21 protein-coding genes are annotated in these 18,218 nt (G+C 45.7%); 12 read left to right on the top strand and 9 right to left on the bottom strand.

What is annotated here, in order from left to right; genetic code table 11:
* Positions 1-112: 112 nt before the first annotated feature.
* The gene (locus tag BN6628_RS05545) at positions 113-325 is read left to right on the top strand and encodes a hypothetical protein (protein ID WP_068615384.1); all 213 of its coding nucleotides are present in this window, start codon (positions 113-115) and stop codon (positions 323-325) included.
* A gap of 331 nt (positions 326-656) precedes the next feature.
* Complete coding sequence (locus BN6628_RS05540) at positions 657-1,511, top strand: sulfurtransferase (protein ID WP_068615382.1); 855 nt, start codon at positions 657-659, stop codon at positions 1,509-1,511.
* Between the two features lie 598 nt (positions 1,512-2,109).
* Here the strand turns inward: BN6628_RS05540 and BN6628_RS05535 are convergent.
* The 4 genes from BN6628_RS05535 to BN6628_RS05520 form a co-directional block, all read right to left on the bottom strand.
* Entirely contained in the window at positions 2,110-3,732 is a 1,623-nt protein-coding gene (locus BN6628_RS05535) for an SIR2 family protein (protein WP_068615380.1), read from the bottom strand.
* 147 nt (positions 3,733-3,879) lie between these two features.
* On the bottom strand, positions 3,880-5,325 hold the full coding sequence (locus tag BN6628_RS05530) for a hypothetical protein (RefSeq protein ID WP_068615378.1): 1,446 nt from the start codon (positions 5,323-5,325) through the stop codon (positions 3,880-3,882).
* Positions 5,298-5,633: a hypothetical protein gene (locus BN6628_RS05525; RefSeq protein ID WP_148449262.1), complete on the bottom strand. Its 336-nt coding sequence runs from the start codon at positions 5,631-5,633 to the stop codon at positions 5,298-5,300. Before BN6628_RS05525 ends, BN6628_RS05530 begins: the two co-directional genes overlap by 28 nt.
* 170 nt (positions 5,634-5,803) lie before the next feature.
* Positions 5,804-6,160, bottom strand: coding sequence for a hypothetical protein (locus tag BN6628_RS05520; protein WP_068615375.1), 357 nt, complete (start codon positions 6,158-6,160; stop codon positions 5,804-5,806).
* Between the two features lie 685 nt (positions 6,161-6,845).
* Between BN6628_RS05520 and BN6628_RS25510 the strand changes: the two genes are divergently transcribed.
* From BN6628_RS25510 to BN6628_RS26800, 7 genes are all read left to right on the top strand, one after another.
* The gene (locus tag BN6628_RS25510) at positions 6,846-7,589 is read left to right on the top strand and encodes a site-specific integrase (RefSeq protein WP_235847712.1); all 744 of its coding nucleotides are present in this window, start codon (positions 6,846-6,848) and stop codon (positions 7,587-7,589) included.
* Complete coding sequence (locus BN6628_RS26575) at positions 7,582-7,923, top strand: site-specific integrase (RefSeq protein WP_235847584.1); 342 nt, start codon at positions 7,582-7,584, stop codon at positions 7,921-7,923. The genes BN6628_RS25510 and BN6628_RS26575 overlap by 8 nt, the downstream gene beginning before the upstream one ends.
* 34 nt (positions 7,924-7,957) lie before the next feature.
* A complete protein-coding gene (locus tag BN6628_RS05505) occupies positions 7,958-9,004 on the top strand; it encodes a hypothetical protein (protein ID WP_068615368.1) in 1,047 nt (348 codons plus the stop codon).
* 1,098 nt (positions 9,005-10,102) lie between these two features.
* Positions 10,103-10,642, top strand: a complete 540-nt coding sequence (locus BN6628_RS05500) for a hypothetical protein (protein WP_235847583.1) — start codon at positions 10,103-10,105, stop codon at positions 10,640-10,642.
* 9 nt (positions 10,643-10,651) lie between these two features.
* A complete protein-coding gene (locus BN6628_RS05495) occupies positions 10,652-11,476 on the top strand; it encodes a YecA family protein (RefSeq protein ID WP_068615364.1) in 825 nt (274 codons plus the stop codon).
* A 142-nt stretch (positions 11,477-11,618) separates the two neighbouring features.
* Positions 11,619-12,386: a tyrosine-type recombinase/integrase gene (locus BN6628_RS05490; protein WP_068615362.1), complete on the top strand. Its 768-nt coding sequence runs from the start codon at positions 11,619-11,621 to the stop codon at positions 12,384-12,386.
* Positions 12,344-12,634, top strand: a complete 291-nt coding sequence (locus BN6628_RS26800) for a tyrosine-type recombinase/integrase (protein WP_068615359.1) — start codon at positions 12,344-12,346, stop codon at positions 12,632-12,634. Before BN6628_RS05490 ends, BN6628_RS26800 begins: the two co-directional genes overlap by 43 nt.
* Before the next feature lie 407 nt (positions 12,635-13,041).
* Here the strand turns inward: BN6628_RS26800 and BN6628_RS05480 are convergent, their stop codons facing one another.
* Entirely contained in the window at positions 13,042-13,443 is a 402-nt protein-coding gene (locus tag BN6628_RS05480; RefSeq protein ID WP_068615357.1) for a hypothetical protein, read from the bottom strand.
* Positions 13,444-13,675: 232 nt separating this feature from the next.
* Here BN6628_RS05480 and BN6628_RS05475 point away from each other — a divergent pair, with 232 nt between their 5' ends.
* Positions 13,676-14,029, top strand: coding sequence for a helix-turn-helix domain-containing protein (locus tag BN6628_RS05475; protein ID WP_068615355.1), 354 nt, complete (start codon positions 13,676-13,678; stop codon positions 14,027-14,029).
* A gap of 296 nt (positions 14,030-14,325) precedes the next feature.
* On the opposite strand, the gene BN6628_RS26795 is transcribed toward BN6628_RS05475, so the two are convergent.
* From BN6628_RS26795 to BN6628_RS05465, 3 genes are all read right to left on the bottom strand, one after another.
* The gene (locus BN6628_RS26795; RefSeq protein ID WP_262363146.1) at positions 14,326-14,451 is read right to left on the bottom strand and encodes a hypothetical protein; all 126 of its coding nucleotides are present in this window, start codon (positions 14,449-14,451) and stop codon (positions 14,326-14,328) included.
* A gap of 501 nt (positions 14,452-14,952) precedes the next feature.
* The gene (locus BN6628_RS05470; protein ID WP_068615353.1) at positions 14,953-15,183 is read right to left on the bottom strand and encodes a helix-turn-helix domain-containing protein; all 231 of its coding nucleotides are present in this window, start codon (positions 15,181-15,183) and stop codon (positions 14,953-14,955) included.
* 18 nt (positions 15,184-15,201) lie between these two features.
* A complete protein-coding gene (locus tag BN6628_RS05465) occupies positions 15,202-15,819 on the bottom strand; it encodes a DUF2975 domain-containing protein (protein ID WP_068615350.1) in 618 nt (205 codons plus the stop codon).
* Between the two features lie 307 nt (positions 15,820-16,126).
* Here BN6628_RS05465 and BN6628_RS05460 point away from each other — a divergent pair, with 307 nt between their 5' ends.
* Positions 16,127-16,801 carry a hypothetical protein gene (locus tag BN6628_RS05460; protein WP_068615348.1) on the top strand — a complete coding sequence of 225 codons (675 nt, stop codon included), beginning with the start codon at positions 16,127-16,129 and terminating at the stop codon, positions 16,799-16,801.
* Between the two features lie 166 nt (positions 16,802-16,967).
* Here BN6628_RS05460 and BN6628_RS26790 read toward each other — a convergent pair whose 3' ends face one another.
* Entirely contained in the window at positions 16,968-17,102 is a 135-nt protein-coding gene (locus tag BN6628_RS26790; RefSeq protein WP_262363145.1) for a hypothetical protein, read from the bottom strand.
* A gap of 449 nt (positions 17,103-17,551) precedes the next feature.
* On the opposite strand from BN6628_RS26790, the gene BN6628_RS05450 reads away from it, so the two are divergent.
* Entirely contained in the window at positions 17,552-18,019 is a 468-nt protein-coding gene (locus BN6628_RS05450) for a GNAT family N-acetyltransferase (protein ID WP_068615344.1), read from the top strand.
* The last annotated feature ends 199 nt before the right edge of the window (positions 18,020-18,218 follow it).

The raw sequence follows: 18,218 nt of genomic DNA, 5'->3' as shown, positions 1-18,218 counted from the left end.
TCACACCGCCCCGCCTTGTCCCGTCTTCATTCAGATCCGAGTCTTCGTTCGCATCCCAAAGCCCTTTTATGATATGTTTATCCATAACCGTACTTGTAAAGGAGATTTCATCATGACGATCCGCAGACCTCTGCTGACCGAACAGGACTTTCAGGAAGCGATGGACCGGCAGTCCCGCATCCGTGTATTCAAGGATGACCACCTGGTGGAATCCGGCAGCGTTATCATCCGGTTCGACGAGCAGACAATCATCGTACAGTCCAGTGTCAGCGACCTCGCCTACTATTCACGCAAGGACTGCCAGTTCTTCGAGGTCAGGAAGTAGATTGTGGGATGGTCCAAGCCTGGGAGCCCGTGAATTATGCGGGGGAAGTAAGCTTGAGACGACACCATCTGACCCCGCGCGAGGATAGGCGGCAGCCATCTTCCTACGGCACAGCTGTGCAAGGCCTGCCACAAGATGATCCACGCCCTGTGCACGAACCGGGATCTGATTATACTAGGACTCATCACAATTCCCGCTTTACAGCAGGATATACCGCAATCGCGCATACCTGGGATGGATTGGCAAGCAGCCCGCAGGCGCCGAGCCGCGGGTGTAGAAGTCCGCGCGGGTGCGCGGGCGTAAGAAGTAACCCTTATGAGGAGGAGATCAGATGTCTACGATTGTTGCAAAAAACTGGCTGCTCGCCCGGCTGTATGACCACGATCTTGTCATCGTGGACTGCCGCTTCCAGCTTGACAAGCCGGAAGCCGGACGGCAGGCCTATGAAGCCGGGCATATTCCCGGCGCCGTCTACCTTGATCTGGAGGCGGACTTGTCCGGTCCCGTAGGACCGCACGGCGGACGCCATCCGCTGCCGGACATGGAGCAGCTCGCACAGCGGCTCGGTGAGGCCGGGATTGGCCCGGACTCCAGAGTTGTCGCCTATGACGACCAGGGCGGCATGTACGCGGCAAGGCTGTGGTGGCTGCTTCGTTATGCGGGGCACGAGCATGTCCATGTGCTCGGGGAAGGCTTCTCCGCCTGGCAGGCGGCGGGCTATCCGGTTACCGCCGAGACGCGGGTGGTCATTCCGCAGACGTTCGTGGCCCATCCGCAGCGTAAGCTGTGGGCCGACGTCAGCGAGGTCCACGAAGCCTCTGCCGCCGGGGATGCCGGCGCGCTGCTGGTGGATTCGCGCGAAGCGAAGCGCTACATCGGCGAGGAGGAGCCGATGGATGCCCGCGCAGGGCATATTCCCGGCGCGGCGAACCGCTTCTGGAAGGGCGTGCTGGATGAGCACGGCGCCTGGAAGAGCGCAGAGCAGCTCAGGGAGTATTACCCCGACATCATCCAGGCCGCGGAAGCTGGCCGGGATGTGATCGTCTACTGCGGCTCGGGTGTCAGCGCCTGTCCGAACGTGCTGGCCCTGCATGAGCTGGGGCTTACGAAGGTGAAGCTGTACCCGGGAAGCTGGAGCGACTGGATTTCGTATCCGGAGAATCCGGTGGCGACGGGAGAAGAGTAAGAGCCGAGAGGCCGCGTCGGACGCGGGTTTGGGGGCTGTGACAGGTGGTGAGCAAGTGACCTGTTGCAGCCATCTTTGTTCTTCTTTGCAAACAATTTGCAAACATGAAGTCGGCGAAAGCAGTTGTAGGAACCTCGGAGACAACCACAGTCCAGCAGTCGGGTCAGGTGGTTGTTGAGTAAGTGGAAAGATCAAAAGCATTATTCAGCCACAACCCCTGTAAGGTCAAAAGCGAGCGCTTAGCTTTTAAGAAGATTGATTATTTATTATTGTGTTTTCTTGTTGTCACTTCACTGCCACCTGCTGTCACTGTGGTGGCAGTTCCGCGCACTCCTTTTCTGCGGCTCCGAGCTTCAGTTTTGTCACGCTGTCACCTGTTGTCCCCTGTTCCGGGCTACTTGTTGTTATGCTACCTTGTTCTTCGGTTCACATCTTTCCCTCCGGGTGACAACGTGACAAAACTTGTTTCGCTGAAGTAGGCGGCGGCTTCCGTCCACTGCCACCGCCGTGACAACAAGTGGCAGTCAACCGGGACAAAGGTATGCCCAAGTGCCTGCCACGAATTTTGGTGATGTGCTGCTTATGGTGACAAAGGAAATCAGGACACTAATAATATCTTTTCCGCGGTTTCCTTATCAATCGATTTGTAATCCCAAATGAACTCATTTACTCCTTGGTTAGTCCCTCCAAGTGCTTCAAGTATTCTATCGAAACTATTTATATTCTCGATTATGAACTCAATGTCCGGCAACCATTCTGCCTTTGATTGTATATATTCAAGAACAAATTGAGGTGTGATATTAAAATATTCCTTAGGTAAATCAGAATCATCGGGATCATCATACACACAAGGATCATGGATAATCTGACTTAATTTATCTTTGAAATACTCATGTATAATAAAAATAAAGTAAAAGGTTGTATCTTTTCTTAAATCCTCACAGCTATGTGCCCAAGTTAAGGCGTCGAATAGTATTTGAAATTCCGTAATGGCTTCAAGTTTCATTCCTTGAAATAACATATTTAATGTTTGCCAGTTGTTTTGCATTTCGAGGCTTCTGACCTCTGGGTATCTAAGAAAGCATAGAATCAAGATGTCAGAGAAGCAATTGTGCAGTCCATATTCTTCGTTTAGTTTGTGCATGAAATGAATGATATTGTACCTGGTTTCATTATTTACATCGACAATCACATCAAACCAAAGTCCAAGGGACTGACCATGAACAGCAAAGTCATCAGTGAGCAAATAACGTAGATGATTGTTACATATGTTGGATCTAGAAATAATTTTAGTGTATGCATTTATCTCCTGTTCATTTCTTGATTCTAATGCATATATAAATTTTCCTACTTGGGTTTTGGTTACAAGTATCACGTTTTCTGCTTTATCAGTCGACTTAAAGTGTACGTCGTAAACGAGTCGTTGTAAAAAGTCAGAAATCTTCTCAGTAATATCGTCACCATCAAAGTCTGAAAGACTAATTGGTATAATCCCAATATTTTGAAACAAAGTGCTCATTATTTTATCCGATTCAGATAGTAAAATGAATGATTTAGGTTTCTCAAATTCATTTACCGTCTTCATCATGTTTTTCAACTTGTACCAAATATATCGAATATTTAAGTCGGAAAAACTATATCCCATAAAAAGAATACTTCTTCCAATGAGGTCCGACCGTAACTTTATGTCTATGGGAGATTCAAATTCTAATCTATTAAAATAGTCGGATTCAGTAAGGACTATGGTTTTTTCATATTCAAAAGAACCATGAAACTTGACTATTTGAGTAGAGGTATTCGATATTGACTTTACAATATCTCTTGTTGTAACTACTTGCTGATAGGGTAAACCTAGCTCCTTATATGTATTTTCTATTAAGTTGTCGTAGTTAGTTGTGTAAATAATTGGTGCACCCAGACTCACCAGATGTAAGTGCAGATCTGATTCTGTGATATCTATAGAATATCGGTTGAATAATCGTTCAATCTCTGCTCGGATCGGACCAATCTCATTACCATTAATAATCTTTAAGTATTCAGCAACTCTAAGCAAGTCAATATTATCTGAAGCGTCATACGTATCTACATCAAAATGCTCAAGAAGATGCTCTATGAGTTCATACCAAGACGGGAAACCACAAGATTTGGAAAACCCTGCTCCGATAAAAGGAATAACTCGTTTATCTTTGAAAGATTGTATTAGCTCATTTAATGGAGTCATAAAACTTCCTCCTTGACCAATGAATAGTTATGTAATATATTTTACCATATTGTGCGAGTATACAGTGAGGGAGATTAAGCCGCTGTTTATAGACAGCGGCTTAAATAATGGAAGTCTGCTCTAACACCTAGTCGATATTAAGAGATGTTAATGACTTGTGGGTATTTCACCTACAGTTGGCTGTTCTTGCTTTATCCCCCTTGATAGGTCGATTGCTGCTTGTTTGATATTGGCATCCGACTGTAGTTCTTCAACGAAGTCGAAAATCTCCCTAACTTCTTCCCAATTGAACGCGGTATAACGCCCACCCGCAACGCGGTAACCTTGTGGAGCAAGTACTAGTCCGTCACCGCCATTTGTTTGAGCATTCTGGAAGTAGCTCATTATGATCGGCATCAGCATCTTTTCATCGTACTTGTTCTTAATGCCTATACTATGGAGCGTTTGGATTGCATCTGCGATCTTAATGAGCAATACTTTACGGCCACGGACTTCTGCTTTCCGTTCGCCATCTTTACCATATACGTCTTTCTTATCAGCGTTTGGCTGATATACCATCACTGTCTTTCCGATTCCGAATATGTTCCCCTTGCTGTTACCGTGGGTGTTCCCACAATACGCAAAATCGTTAAGGAACTGCCAAAGCTCATCGACTTTGTTGCCGAGTGTTGCCTCTGCATGCTCGACTATTGTATCAACAACATCATGGATTTCTTCCTCGAAATAATGGCAGTTCAATCCATGCTCATCAGCCAGCTTCTTGAAGTAGTACAAACCAAGCGATACAACAGCATAGTTACCAATCTCACGTTCCTTTAATTGCGGGTACTTCGCTGCAATCATTTGTTTGCTTTTCTCGTATACGGCTAATACATCGACTGTATCCTGTCTCGCGCACCAAAGAAGATAGCCTGTCCAAAAGCGCTTGTCTTCTATGTTGTTGAGTAGGTGATAGGTTTCTTTCGCTACCTTTGAACCCTTTGACTTAAGGAAGTTCACATCCACATTGACAGGAACAACACGCTCGGCAATGGCTTGATCGGATGTGCCCATCTGACCAATAAAGATGATCGCGTTCCGGTAATCAAATCTTCTTGTGCTTAAGTCTTTTTGTCCTTTTGAAGAATACCCCCGGTTATATGACTCCCGTAATAGACGTTCTACCGAGTTGCGTTGCGTCTGTACCCATTCATGAGGCCGGAATTCATCAAAAGGGACGGGGATATGATAGCTCGTACCTATCGCTTGACTGTTTGCGAATTGCGTACCGAAGTTAGCGATCTCCGAACTCGCTCCGTAGCCCATGAATGACATCAATGTACTGATTAGCCCAGTTTTCCCTCCTCCGTTTACACCGCTAACCGCCAGATGTGGAAAGCCGCCCAGGTTCCCGTCTGTCCGAATAATCGTCTCGAAAGGTAACGACATGAGCCAGCCCAGTATGGTTATCATGGTTGATCGCTTATGGAGCGACAGAACATTCTCGGTGAAGAGTGGTAGTACAAAATGCTTCCACGAGTCCGCATCATAGCCTAGTCCTTGTAGCTTCATAATCTCTGGGATGCTTACGACTTCATCACGGACATATACCATATCAGGCTGTTCGTCTCCGCGACTGTTATATACCTTCTGCGGGTAACGACGACGGCTTCACCTGAATCCAAACGCTCTATTCCTATTGTGTTTATGCCTGTACGCTCAGTGGCAGCAGCTTCAAAGAACAGGTACTCTCCAAGTTGCCCAATCTCTTGATCGGAACCATAAACAAAAGCACCGTGCACCTTCTTCTCTCGAAGTATTTCGCGCAGACTCGAAGCGGTATAGAAGTTATAGGAACGCAGTTCTACGGTTGATCGAGCTTCTTTTCCTGATACACGATGTTTGCTAATAATCACGAACACGCCAAATCTTCGGTTGTGACTTGCTCCTCTAATGTCTCCGTTTCATAAAGGACAATATATATCGGACGAATTGTAAAGTTCGTAATTCTGCCGATGCCTTTTGCTCGAATCGCATACATCCCATCAGCTTGCTCCGATATGACGGATTGAGCATTGGGTAACAACATTTGTTATGGCTGCCTTAACTGCTTTTTGACTTGATCGGATAGGCGCTTCATCTGCGAGTAGCTTTTGTCCGGATAGAGATCTTCGTTATAGGTCAAGGTGTAGCCGTCGATTACCTTTTGCATGAACGCTTCTTTGGCTGACTCGTCAATTTCCGTTCGGGTTATCAGGACATCAACATAGATTTCTGTGAACCTACGGATTTTGTCCGTGTCGTGAGTGTGATAGATTCTTCGTCTAATGTTCTCGGGTGGAAGATCGCGGTTGCCCATGATATATTTCTTGAATCCTTCTTCGGTAGTTATATCGATTGGTTCATTTGGTTCCTGTTCAGCCTCTCCTAACAAATCTTCTATATTCAATGCACATTCCTCCTCTTCGTTTATCAGCGTCTCTAACAGATTGCTTGCCGCTGGGTGCTGTTGTAAAATGACGGTATAATTCATTAAGGTTAAGCGGTACATGAGAGAGGCAACCGATTCCTAGATCTGGTGTCTCTCTTTTCTTGTGTCGGGCGGGTCTATAGGCTTCACTCCCCGAGGCTCAACTCGACCGACAGCTACGTAGCTCTAGGTGCAGGGGTAGCCGCTTGGGTCGGTAAGGCATTCTACACGCTCTGCTTGGAGGTGAGCAAGGCCCTTCGGCAGAAGCGCCCGCGCCGTGTCTCGCGATATCCCGTCTGTTTCGACCTTTGTTGACCAATAATTGACGACTGGATTATTTGCGTGTTTTCTGGTATTAGGGGTAGACCGTTTGGGTTCTGTTACTGCTGCAAGATAGGGTGGCTGCTTGGGTTTGAACTCAGCCACAACCTGTGAATGCGGCAAACATCGTAACGGAAAAACAGGGGTTGTCTAGCTTCGACCCAAACGGTTGTTGGTAACCGCTTAGGTGAGCCAACAAGAACAGTAGCTAAAAAACATGAGCCTTTTCGCTTTTCACGAAGCGGAAGGCTCTTTTTTGCGGCTAAATTTGAGTATACGTAGGAGGTAGATCGGATGAGAGGTTGTATCGAAGCGTGGTAACAAGTGGTCGTGGGTAGTCGAGATCGGGAAGAACAGCGAGGGTAAGCGTCGGCAGAAGTCTAAGGGAGGGTACGAAACCAAAGCTGATGCAGAGAAGGCACTCGCTAAGGTATTACACGAATTAAATACCGATACTTATATCGAGCCGACCAAGGACGACGTGGCGACATTCTTTACGTCGTGGTTGGCACAGAAGCAGATGAATATTCGTCCCGGCACGTATAAGACGTATCGGTGGCTGGTCAACTATCATATCATTCCACAGCTTGGTCAGATCAAGATGGTCAACGTGTCACCGCAACATCTGGTGAGCATGTACGAGCGGCTTGGAAGCGGCGAAAAGCGATTGTCTCCACAAACGATCAACCACGTTCATAAGATTTTGCACGATGCGCTGGAGACTGCAGTCAAATGGGAACTGCTAGTTAAGAATGTTGCTCGACTGGTGAAGCCGCCACAGATACCTAAGAGTCAAACGAAGACTTGGACGGACGAGGAATTAATGCAGTTTTTGGATTTCACGAAGAACAGCCGATATCACATCATCTTTTTGCTAGCAGCGACAACAGGTATGAGACGTGGCGAGGTTCTCGGAGTGAAGTGGGAGGACATAGACCTGACAACAGGGAAGCTATCGGTGCCGGTCATATACTCGCGGCAGTGTCGGTCACATCTTTCAGGAACCCAAGACTGCCGCTGGTATCCGAACGATTGTTTTACCTCAGCAGACAGTCGAAGCCCTCAAGAAACATCGCCTCGTGCTTGAAGAAGACCGGCAGAAGGCTGAGAAGAACGGAACGGAGTACAACGATCATGGCTTGGTTGTGCAGACGAGAAACGGATTCCCGGTCAGCCCGTACTTTTTAGAAACGCGTTGGTTGGACTTGCTCCGGAAGTCTGGTCTGCCAAAAATCAGGTTACATGACCTCCGGCACACGCACGCGAGTCTGTTGCTCAAGGCGGGGATACACCCGAAGGCTGTTTCAGAGCGGCTGGGTCACTCTTCGATTATGATAACGCTCGATAGGTATTCGCACCTGTTCCCGACACTTCAGCAAGAAGCAGCAGAAAAAATTGACAACTTACTACGGAGGCAATAGTCTTGATATATAAAAAATAACATTTGGTGAGATAATGAAGCTCTATTTAAGCTCAATGTATATTCATGATAAAATCCAAACATTTGATGAATTAGTCAATAAAGTCCCTCCCCGTTATATTGAACTATTCCTTGATACAAATCTTTGTATCTTGTTAAGAGATTTTTATCGAGAGCCTCAAAGTATTGTAAATAGGCCTGATAATATCTGGGATACATTACGTGATCTGCTTAAGTATATTGAAATCCATGACTTGATTGTTGATTATTCTTTGGGAATCGAAGAAGCCTGCCGTAATAAGAATGACTTCTCTATTAACAGGGTTAAAGTGCAAGAGATGACCTCATGTATTGGCGGACTTTTTTCATTAAGTTATTTTGAAATGTTAGAACATAGCAAGCTAATAAAATTTACCCCACCCGTTAAAGATACAAGTAGCCTGAAGGACTCAAAATTAGATAGTCTTGAGAGTAATAGCTCCTTTCAGAGTCTTCTATTCGTAAACTATTCTAGTTTGTTAAAGCTGTTAATATTAGACAAGCAAACCAACAAGACAACTGTCGAGAAAATGATTGAGTACGTCGATTTTTTAGATAATGGTGTAAACCTTGTAGGGGGAGCAAATTTACTCTTTGGATACCATTATTTTGGAGGAAGCAGTGAAGTCAAAAAACTTATTCACAAACTAGGAAGGGATATTAGCAAGGCGTTACATGCAATATGGAATGCTTCCATAGATCTCACATTTCCAACTCTAGTAAGTCAGACTTTTGGAAAGAACAACACTGTTCCTATATTTGTTACTGCTGACGAAAAGTTATATCAAGTTTTCGATTCAATGAAAATGAGGGTTATGATTCGTGATGGTACAACCGACGTACTCCCTCCGTTTATTGAAATAAACCTAAGGGAAGCAGGCTGGAGCAACAGCGACTTTAATATTATCGATAGATACGTCGATCGAATTCAACATAAGAGAAAGATGCATTTTATAGAAAATAAATTCAACAAAGAAGATTTGCTAGATTCGCTTAGGGTACTGTGCTTTAAGTTGGAAAATGAAATCAAAGGGATCTGGTGATTGAAACCATTTGCTTCAGCAGCAACCGTCCGTTCTTGATCCTTTGTCACCATAAGCAGCACATCACCAAAATTCGTGGCAGTCACTTGGGCATACCTTTGTCCCGGTTGACTGCCACTTGTTGTCACGGCGGTGGCAGTGGACGGAAGCCGCCGCCTACGTTCAGCGAAACAAGTTTTGTCACGTTGTCACCCGGAGGGAAAGATGTGAACCGAAGAACAAGGTAGCATAACAACAAGTAGCCCGGAACAGGGGGCAACAGGTGACAGTGTGACAAAACTGAAGCTCGGAGCCGCAGAAAAGGAGTGCGCGGAACTGCCACCACAGTGACAGTAGGTGACAGCAGGTGGCAGTGAAGTGACAACAAGAAAACACTAATAAATAATTAATCCTCTTAAAAGCTAAGCGCTCGCTTTTGACCTTACAGGGGTTGTGGCTGAATAATGCTTTTGATCTTTCCACTTACTCAACAACCACCTGACCCGACTGCTGGACTGTGGTTGTCTCCGAGGTTCCTACAACTGCTTTCGCCGACTTCATGTTTGCAAATTGTTTGCAAAGAAGCACAAAGAGGGCCGCGACAGGTCACTTGATCCCAACCTGTTGCAGCCCCCAAACTCGCGTCCGACGCGGCCTCTCAGCTCTTACTCTTCCCTCGTCTCGATCGGATTCTCCGGATACGAAAACCAGTCGCTCCAGCTTCTTATCCCCCACGAATCCCCATTCTTGAATAGTTCCAACGTCAAAAAGTAGGGGTTCCGATCAGCGCGGCGGGAATACCTCGGAGGACATGCAAGCATCCATGTGCAACGACCTCCCTTGGCTACGCTTGGGAGGACTTGTGGAGCAAGAAGCTCGTGGAGGACGGGGCTGGCGGAACAATATGGTTTGAGCCAAGGAAAGCCATCCACCTGTGGCTGGACCAAGCCGAACGGAACGCCAACAAAAGACCAAGTGAAGCAAGGTAGAACCCGGAGGGTGGATGGGCTGGGTTGTGGACGGATGACGGCTGTTTGCAACTTGTTGATTGTTGTTTGCAAGTCTATTTATATATTGCAACTCTTTAATTGGTGACCGTATAATAAAAGCATCCAAATCGTGGAAGGGACTGGAATTGCTGTGATTCATGAAAGTAAAGAAGTTTCTAAAATAGAAGTAACCGATATCGAATTGACATTCAGTGATATATATGAGAAACCTTATTTCCCTAAGGAGCATGCCGAAGAAATACAGCGCGCGAATGCTCTGATCATTCCATATGATGAAGGTTTCCGTGATCATAATAACCCACTTTTCCCTGAAGAATCTGTGGTGTTCTTTCAATACGTTCAGGATGCTTCAAATGGTACTGAGGTTACCTTTGATATTTGCGCTTCAGATGAACAGTTTCATGAGCTGGAACTCCACGCTGACCTTATAAACATACCGAATATCATAATGACTGTTGTCGCTTTTCCTATTGTTACTGGGCTGATAACTAACTATCTATACGATAAAATGAAGTCTCGACGAACTGACCTAAAAGTCAAGGTGAATCTAATTGTGGAGACAGAGGGGAAATCGAAAAGAATTTCATATGAAGGCGACGCTGACAAATTTGAATCGACAATAAAAGCAATTAATCTCTTGGACGAGTAGGTCATTGGTATGGATATATTAGCTATTAAAGATTATTTGCATAATTTTCGGGGCACCGTTCTCAATGAAGATATCCCCACCCATCTCAAATCACTAAAGGCTATTGAAGTATCTCAAAACAATCAGTCTGCAGCAAAAGAAATTTGGTGCATTGAACAAGTCTATAAAGTAATTCGAGGATACTTATCTGCCTTTCGGAATTTGCAAGAAAAGAAACATTTTGATGCGTGGCTAGCTTTTGATCGTACCGACATAGAACTATCCTTCCTCAGAAAGCATTTGGACTTCCAAGATAATAATTTTCATTTGCCATTCTATGATAAGATGATTTTTCAGTATCAAAAGTTGTTTCCATACCAATATTTTATGAGTCGCGAGATGATTGTAAAACGGGCTAGCTGCTCAATATGCGGAGCTACCGTTTCTTTAAGGAGACCTTGCGGTCACCGGATTGGGGAGATCTATAACGGAGAGCAATGCGGTCGTATTATTCAGGATGCTGAATTTCTGGCTATAGCAATTGTGACAAACCCCTTTGATAAGTATACGGTGCTTTTCCCTCAAGGTATGGAATATAACTACTCAATGCTAGACACTCTGTTAACTCAGATTTCCGGTCCATACGATGATTGGAATCTTGACTTTCTAAAGGAACGAAAGAAAGAATTCATTGGGGTGGGTCGCAATCAACTTTGCCCCTGTAACTCTGGAAAGAAATATAAGATGTGTTGTCATGGTACTGACAATGAACTTTTTGACCACCATCGTATCACTGTTCAAACAAGTACCCCTAGAAACAACATACCGATGTTCTCCGTGCACACTTGGAAGTAGTTTAATTTGGTTATAGAAAATGTCCATAAGTTAACTTGTTAAAGTGAAGCCGATGAAAATATAATTTATGTATAATACTCAACTAATCAGCCGCCATTACCTTGGCGGTTTTTTTGCATCCATTTTGAGAGGAGTGATTCATATGCTCACGGCAACCACAACAAGCGAACGGTTGACTTATGCTCCGATTACCTTACAGCATCCGCTTGATTACTACTTCACTCTGTTTCTCCGAGCCAAGAAAACGGAAGGATTGAAGCCTCGAACGATTACCGACCACGAAAGTCACTATCGGTACCTACAACGTTGGTTGGTCGATCAGTATCCAACGCTCAAGCTGGAAGAACTGACTGCTGACCACGTTCGCCAGTACGTCGGGCATATGCTGACCGAACAAGCATTGTACTCCGGACACCCAACGTTGCAGAGCCACAACACAGCCAAAGGCTTGTCTCCGGCCACAGTAAACATCCGAGCCCGAACGCTCAAATGTTTCCTTCGGTTCCTCCACGATGAAGGATACCTGAAAGCCGACCTTGCCTCCCGTGTTAAGCTACAAAAGGTCAAAGAGGACACTATCGGAGCTTTCGAGAAGGAGCAAGTGCTGCAACTGCTTGCTGCACCAAACCAACGGACGTACCTTGGTTTCCGCGACTATGCTCTACTCATCTTGCTTTTCGACACCGGACTTCGGATCAACGAGGCATTGAGTCTGACCGTGGACGATCTGAACGGTGTCGACAGAACGATTACTGTCCGTGCCAACATTGCCAAGAACGGTACGTCGCGCTCTGTACCTATAAGTAATCGTACTGCCGAGCTTCTCGCCGCGCTTGCCCAAGAAAACCAAAAGCAGTTTGCCAGCCGATGCTCTTCCAGCTGTTTCTCTCGAACAACGGCAAGCCTTTGACGTACAACCAGGCATACGAACGCATCCGTTTTCATGGCGAAAACGCAGATATCACTGGCGTTCGTGTCTCTCCGCACACGTTCCGGCACACGTTCGTCAAGCTGTACCTCATGAACGGCGGCGACCTTTTTTCGTTGCAAAAGATACTCGGTCACCACGATATTTCCATGGTACGGAAGTACGTCCAATTGAACAACCGCGATCTGCAAGAGCAACACGCGCAAAACAGCCCACTCGTCGGCATGTAACCAGTTCAGGTGCAGAGGTGTTGAAACGCGCCAAAACGAGCCTAATCCAAACCTATATGCAGAACCATAATAATCGCGATTCAACGTATAGATCCTTTGAGCTTTTCGTGATGATCTTCTTGAGCTTGTGTGCCTAAGTACCTTCAGATAGTGCTGTGCGGGGCATAATGGCTAACATTGTCTGGTAATTATTCGCGATAATAATAGATATTTCGGGAAAACGTTGGAGAGGTTACAACGGCAGCCACAGTTTTTGTCCATGCCGGAAAAACCACCGCGTCAGGTGTTTCGCTCAACGAACAGCGGCAAAAGGGACTGACGCGGCAAGTTCTCCGTTTTTCGGAGCCGCTTTGCTGATGTTGCGTCAGTCTGCCTTAAGTCCACGAACCAAATCCTCTACTTCTGGTTTAACGTGCCCTCACTAATGGTTCCGACTTAAATTCCCGATATCCCCACTCCGCAGGGTTTTCTTTTAGCTTACCATCCATTGACTTCGCGTTATCAGATATGTAATTTGCTGCTTTCTCGTAGTCCTTGTTCCGAATAGCGGTTAGATAATCGTTGATCGCCTCTTCCGTTTTCTGTTGGACCTTAGCCTCTTCCTGCTTCTTCTGTCCCCATTGTAGGGGCTGTTCTCCGACAATCTTCTTATCATCATTTCGAGTAAATGATCCGACAATGAATGCCAATATAACAATTACAACTGCCCCCGCCATGAGAAGTAGCTTTTTCCTATCCGATTGCTTGGCCTCCCTTCCCTGTGTAGCCTGTTCGTTCTTACTGGCTTGTCCCTTCTGTTCTTGATTCATCCATATTCTCCTTCGCAATATAATATTGAAAAAATTCCATTAAAACATGAAGGCTTACTCTTCGACAATTATCGTGCCTTTTATGTCCAAAAGTATTGTATTGAAAAATAGTGTCGGAAAGTATTATACAGAAAACATGCATGTTTTAGTATTATAAATAATTTTGATACGATTAAACCTATTACTTCGTACCTGTCGCTTGTCTACACTCCAAGTATGGGGTGTTGCGAAGATGTCGGATACAATATTGAAATTGGTTGGAGGTAAGATCAGAGAACTGCGTAAAGAGCGGGGCTTGTCACAGGAAGAGCTTGGCGAACGCGCCGGATTTCACTTTTCGTACGTCGGAGGTCTGGAACGCGGGGAGCGGAACGTTTCGCTGGCGAATCTGGCGAAGGTTGCTGAAACTCTTGGCGTTGACACAGGTGAGTTGTTCGGGTACGTACGGGACTATGACAAACCGCTGACGGAGAAGGAGAAAACGTTGCAAGAAGCGTTTTTCCTGCTGCTGAACAGGGATGAGAAAGAAATCCAAATGGCGATCAACGTTTTGACGGAGGTTTTCAAAACATATGCGCCGAAGTAACCGTAAACAGCGAAAGCCGCCTAACCTGAGTGCAGAAAGGGCGGCTTTCTGTTGTTTGGGTAGGAGGCTGCGATGATCCGTAAACTCGACCAGAGTACAGACAGCCTCCAGCGGGACAAACCCGTGAAAAGATAAAACCCAGGTGAACCATGCCCTTGAATTTTATAGGGCATTGTATGAGATGTTTGGTCGGCCTGTCAAGGTAGGTATGATCGTCGTTTTCGGTGAGGTTCGACAGATATCAATTAGCTACAGCCGTCATCCGTCCACAACCCAGCCCATCCACCCTCCGGGTGCTACCTTGCTTCACTGGGCCTTTTGTTGGCGTTCCGTTCGGCTTGACCCAGCCACAGGTGGATGACTTGCCCCGGCTCAAACCAAACTGTTCCGCCAGCCCCGTCCTCACGAGCTTCTTGCTCCACAAGTCCTCCCAAGCGTAGCCAAGGGAGGTCGTTGCACATAGGCGCTGGCATATCCTCCGAGGCATTCCCGCCGCGCTGATTGGAACCCCCACCTTTTGCCTTTGGAACATTCCGAGCATGGGGGTTCGTGGGGGAGTAAGAAGCTGGAGCGACTGGATTTCGTATCCGGAGAATCCGGTGGCTACTGGTGAGGAATAACGTGGAAGAACCCGCGCTGGGCGCGGGTTCTTTTTGTTAGGACTAAGGTGGTGTACCCCCGGTCACCATACTCTGAGATATTCCTAGTCTACGAAAAGTCAACAAGAAGAGTGAGTTAATCTATGTGTACTTTGTCTTGAGCGCACCTCCCATGGGGCAGTCGCCATGACATGCTTTTATATAACAGAAAGGGAGCCCCAAGGCTCCCACTGAGTCAAGAACAGACCATAGTAATCAACTTTCGATCAACAAAGGATCCCCTGATAAACATGCCAAAAATACAATTAAAGGGAGGATAGCCCTTCAATCAATTTCACTGCTGTCGCTGTCAGCCGGAACAAATTCCAGAATGTCTCCCGGCTGACAGTCTAGAATTTCACAGATCGATTCCAGGGTGGAGAACCGGATCGCCTTCACTTTCCCCGTCTTTAGATTGGACAGGTTGACGTTCGAGATCCCTACCTTGTCGGCCAGGTCATTCAATTTCATTTTTTTGTCGGCCAGAACCCTGTCCAGACGTATAATAATCGGCACTCTCATCAATCTCCATTCTCATAAAGTCGAATCATGCTCTTCCTGCAGAAGAGCGCCATATTTGAAAATCTCGGAGACGAACAGCACTAGTATGCCGATGATAATTCCGATTAAAGAGATACCACCCAGATTGATTGAAAAGAGGTGAGTAACGAACAGGCAGATCAGAATATTGAGAATGAGCTTCGCCAGCAAAGAATACAGGATAACAACGATTCCCAGCCTTTTCAGACGGGCGGCATTCGCTAGGCTAAATGGGCTGCTTCCGCTAAGTATGCTTCCTATTATATAGCGAATCTGGCCGATCGAGTAGATGTAGGCACAGAAAACGAGCGTGACATTGGTCAAGCTGACGACCAGATAAGCGTTCTTGGCATGGAACATGCTTGGATTTATCGCTTGAAAATAAGTGAAAGGCACCATGACGCTCTTCGTCACCGTATCCGATAACGGTACTGAAAAGAACCAGTGCGCGATTCCCTTCTCTGCATGGAATATCTCCGGAGGCTTTAATCCGATCCATAGATTGAAACAGACGAATGCAATGAGCAGCCCGATTCCTCCCCAGTATCCGATCATAAGTGCAATGTGCATTCTGTTGAAGCCAGGTTTGGCTTTGAATTCTATTCCGTTCATACGCAATCTCCTTTTCATGTGAACTTACAACATATACTAAATGATCAATTAATGAAATGCAATAAATATTTAATGATAAACGTTAATTATAGCCATTGGTGACAGAGCTGCTCAAAATAAGCTGCTGTCAAAAGAAAATGAAGTTCTAGACTGAAAAATAAAGTGTTAGACTGACAATGCTACATTAAGCTAACGGGCAGGATAGTTTAATACTAAATTAAACTTTACCAACATTTTGGACAGCCCTTCGTACAATAATTATATTAAGTCAACTACAAAAACGTTTGTAAACCAGAGGGGGATATAATTGAATGACCTAGATTATGCGGTACTAAATAATATTGTATGGTGCGGGATTGTTAGTGAGACACACGGATTAACTCAAATTTCAAGTGAACGTATTTGGGGACTGCATTCTAAAGCACCCGAACTATACCCTGATCTCATTACTTCAAGTAGGCAGGCCACAAGTGATGAAGTTAATACCCTTATTGGAAATAGAGAAGTATTCAGTATTAAAGATAGTTTTGCTAATCTCAATATGGTGCCATACGGTTTTAAAGTATTATTTGATGCAGAATGGATTCGTCATGACCCGGTTGCTGGCGGTGTTCCTGTTCACACGGAATGGGCCGTCGTATCAACCGAGGAAGATTTAGCAAAGTGGACTTACGCAAGCGGATTGCAAAACATAATAAAACCAAAGCTATTAGAGCATAAAGATGTGAAGATCTTTTTACACGAGTACAATGGTGAGCTATCAGGATTTATTGCTAACTTGAGTGCCGATGCAATAGGGATATCGAATGTATTTTCAAACGGCAATATAAAAGTTTGGTCAGATATTGCCCCAATTATTTCAAGGTATTTCCCTGGGATGAAAATGGTTGGATATGAAAAAGGTGATGGTCTTACGGCAGCTCTCATTTCGGGGTGGACAACAATAGGTCCGCTTCGTGTTTGGATCAAATCACATGATTGATTTTGATTTAGTTACAGGGGATGAATCGAACGTATCCGGTTTATTCTTCGTACTTATTTATGAATCATAAACATGATAACATCGGGTTGAAAGAGGTAAGCTCGCGAATAGAAGCTGTTTACGGGCAGTTGGAGCGACTAGATCGGTGGCAATGAGAATCCGGTGGCTACTGGGAGGGATAAATATGACGGATGACCAAAGCAGCAGGGATATTTTTCGAGAGTGCTGCTCCAGGATAGCTGCGGCTTGCGAGTCCTACGAATTCAAATATAATAAATTCAAAAGGAAAATGATTAAGCATGTGGGCCCCCTCACCTTCAGGAAAGACTATGAAGCTTATCAACGTGATGGCAGGGTGCAAGCACGATCGCATTTCGCAAATTGATTCCTTTTATGGTGGAAAGGAAGCCTATAATTTATGAAGACAATGATGGATAGATTATTGCACTCCCCTGGAAGAGAGCCTTATTTCACCCGCTCGATGATGACAGGAACCTCACTTCATACTTGATGTGGGTGCAACAATTGGAGCCGGAAGCGAACTCGATTTAATCATTTATATTGTGAAACAAGTCAAAACCAGTCAAGCAATCATTGTGTGGATGGTTTTTAGCAATTTGGCTTTGGGGGCTGCAACAGATTGCCCGGTGGGCAGACGTTGCGCTCTTTTCAGTGTTTTCGGTCAACATCTTGGAAACAAGAGACAGCATCGGCAGTAGGAACGCATAGGTTCAGGGGGGAGAATTGGCGATGAGTGAAAAAAAACCTATATATGCGTCTAACCTCGTCATTAGAAGCGCAGACGTTGACGACGTTGGCGCGCTTTGCGACATCTTTCGCCGTGCGTCACTGACCGTCGAGAGCAACCGCAACCTCATCACTACTCATCCAGAGTGGCTCGTATGGGATCACGCGATGCTGCCGTTCGTGCGTGTCGCTGTTGTTGACGGGCGTGTCGTCGGCTTTGCATCGGCACGTCCTGTCGACGACTTCCTCGAACTCGAGGATCTGTTTACTGATCCTGACTGGATGCGCCAAGGCATCGCGAGTAACTTGGTCGAAGACATTACGCAGCGCGGTGTGCGTGTAGAGGTGACCGCCAACCCGGACGCGATCGGATTTTACGAATCCGTTGGCTTCGTCACCAGTGGCGTCGTCAACACAGAGGGTGGGCCGGCGCCGCGAATGCACCTCGATGTCACGCGCCTCCGACCTTAAAAATCATTAGAGCTATAGAACTAGGTCAAATCAGATATCAAAAATACTTAGATGGTATCCTGATTTGTCGCAGTTTGGAATACCATTCATGTGGGGGCTGTTTATGCTGGAGAACTATGCACAAGATATTCTATATGAGCTATGAGAGCCAAGTACGCGTAAGGAAACATTTCGAGATTTTTTGAATAACACAATAAAC

Source organism: Paenibacillus tuaregi (genome assembly GCF_900086655.1).
Lineage (GTDB): Bacteria > Bacillota > Bacilli > Paenibacillales > Paenibacillaceae > Fontibacillus > Fontibacillus tuaregi.
Note: the sequence above shows the minus strand (reverse complement) of the source record. Positions and strands in the feature narration are given on the sequence as shown.

Bases quoted from the DNA above. Each gene is read 5' to 3' on its own strand.
- BN6628_RS05545 (WP_068615384.1), top strand. From the start codon at position 113: ATGACGATCCGCAGACCTCTGCTGACCGAACAGGACTTTCAGGAAGCG.
- BN6628_RS05540 (WP_068615382.1), top strand. From the start codon at position 657: ATGTCTACGATTGTTGCAAAAAACTGGCTGCTCGCCCGGCTGTATGAC.
- BN6628_RS05535 (WP_068615380.1), bottom strand. From the start codon at position 3,732: ATGACTCCATTAAATGAGCTAATACAATCTTTCAAAGATAAACGAGTT.
- BN6628_RS05530 (WP_068615378.1), bottom strand. From the start codon at position 5,325: ATGGTATATGTCCGTGATGAAGTCGTAAGCATCCCAGAGATTATGAAG.
- BN6628_RS05505 (WP_068615368.1), top strand. From the start codon at position 7,958: ATGAAGCTCTATTTAAGCTCAATGTATATTCATGATAAAATCCAAACA.
- BN6628_RS05495 (WP_068615364.1), top strand. From the start codon at position 10,652: ATGGATATATTAGCTATTAAAGATTATTTGCATAATTTTCGGGGCACC.
- BN6628_RS05490 (WP_068615362.1), top strand. From the start codon at position 11,619: ATGCTCACGGCAACCACAACAAGCGAACGGTTGACTTATGCTCCGATT.
- BN6628_RS26800 (WP_068615359.1), top strand. From the start codon at position 12,344: ATGCTCTTCCAGCTGTTTCTCTCGAACAACGGCAAGCCTTTGACGTAC.
- BN6628_RS05480 (WP_068615357.1), bottom strand. From the start codon at position 13,443: ATGAATCAAGAACAGAAGGGACAAGCCAGTAAGAACGAACAGGCTACA.
- BN6628_RS05475 (WP_068615355.1), top strand. From the start codon at position 13,676: ATGTCGGATACAATATTGAAATTGGTTGGAGGTAAGATCAGAGAACTG.
- BN6628_RS05465 (WP_068615350.1), bottom strand. From the start codon at position 15,819: ATGAACGGAATAGAATTCAAAGCCAAACCTGGCTTCAACAGAATGCAC.
- BN6628_RS26790 (WP_262363145.1), bottom strand. From the start codon at position 17,102: ATGCTTAATCATTTTCCTTTTGAATTTATTATATTTGAATTCGTAGGA.
- BN6628_RS05450 (WP_068615344.1), top strand. From the start codon at position 17,552: ATGAGTGAAAAAAAACCTATATATGCGTCTAACCTCGTCATTAGAAGC.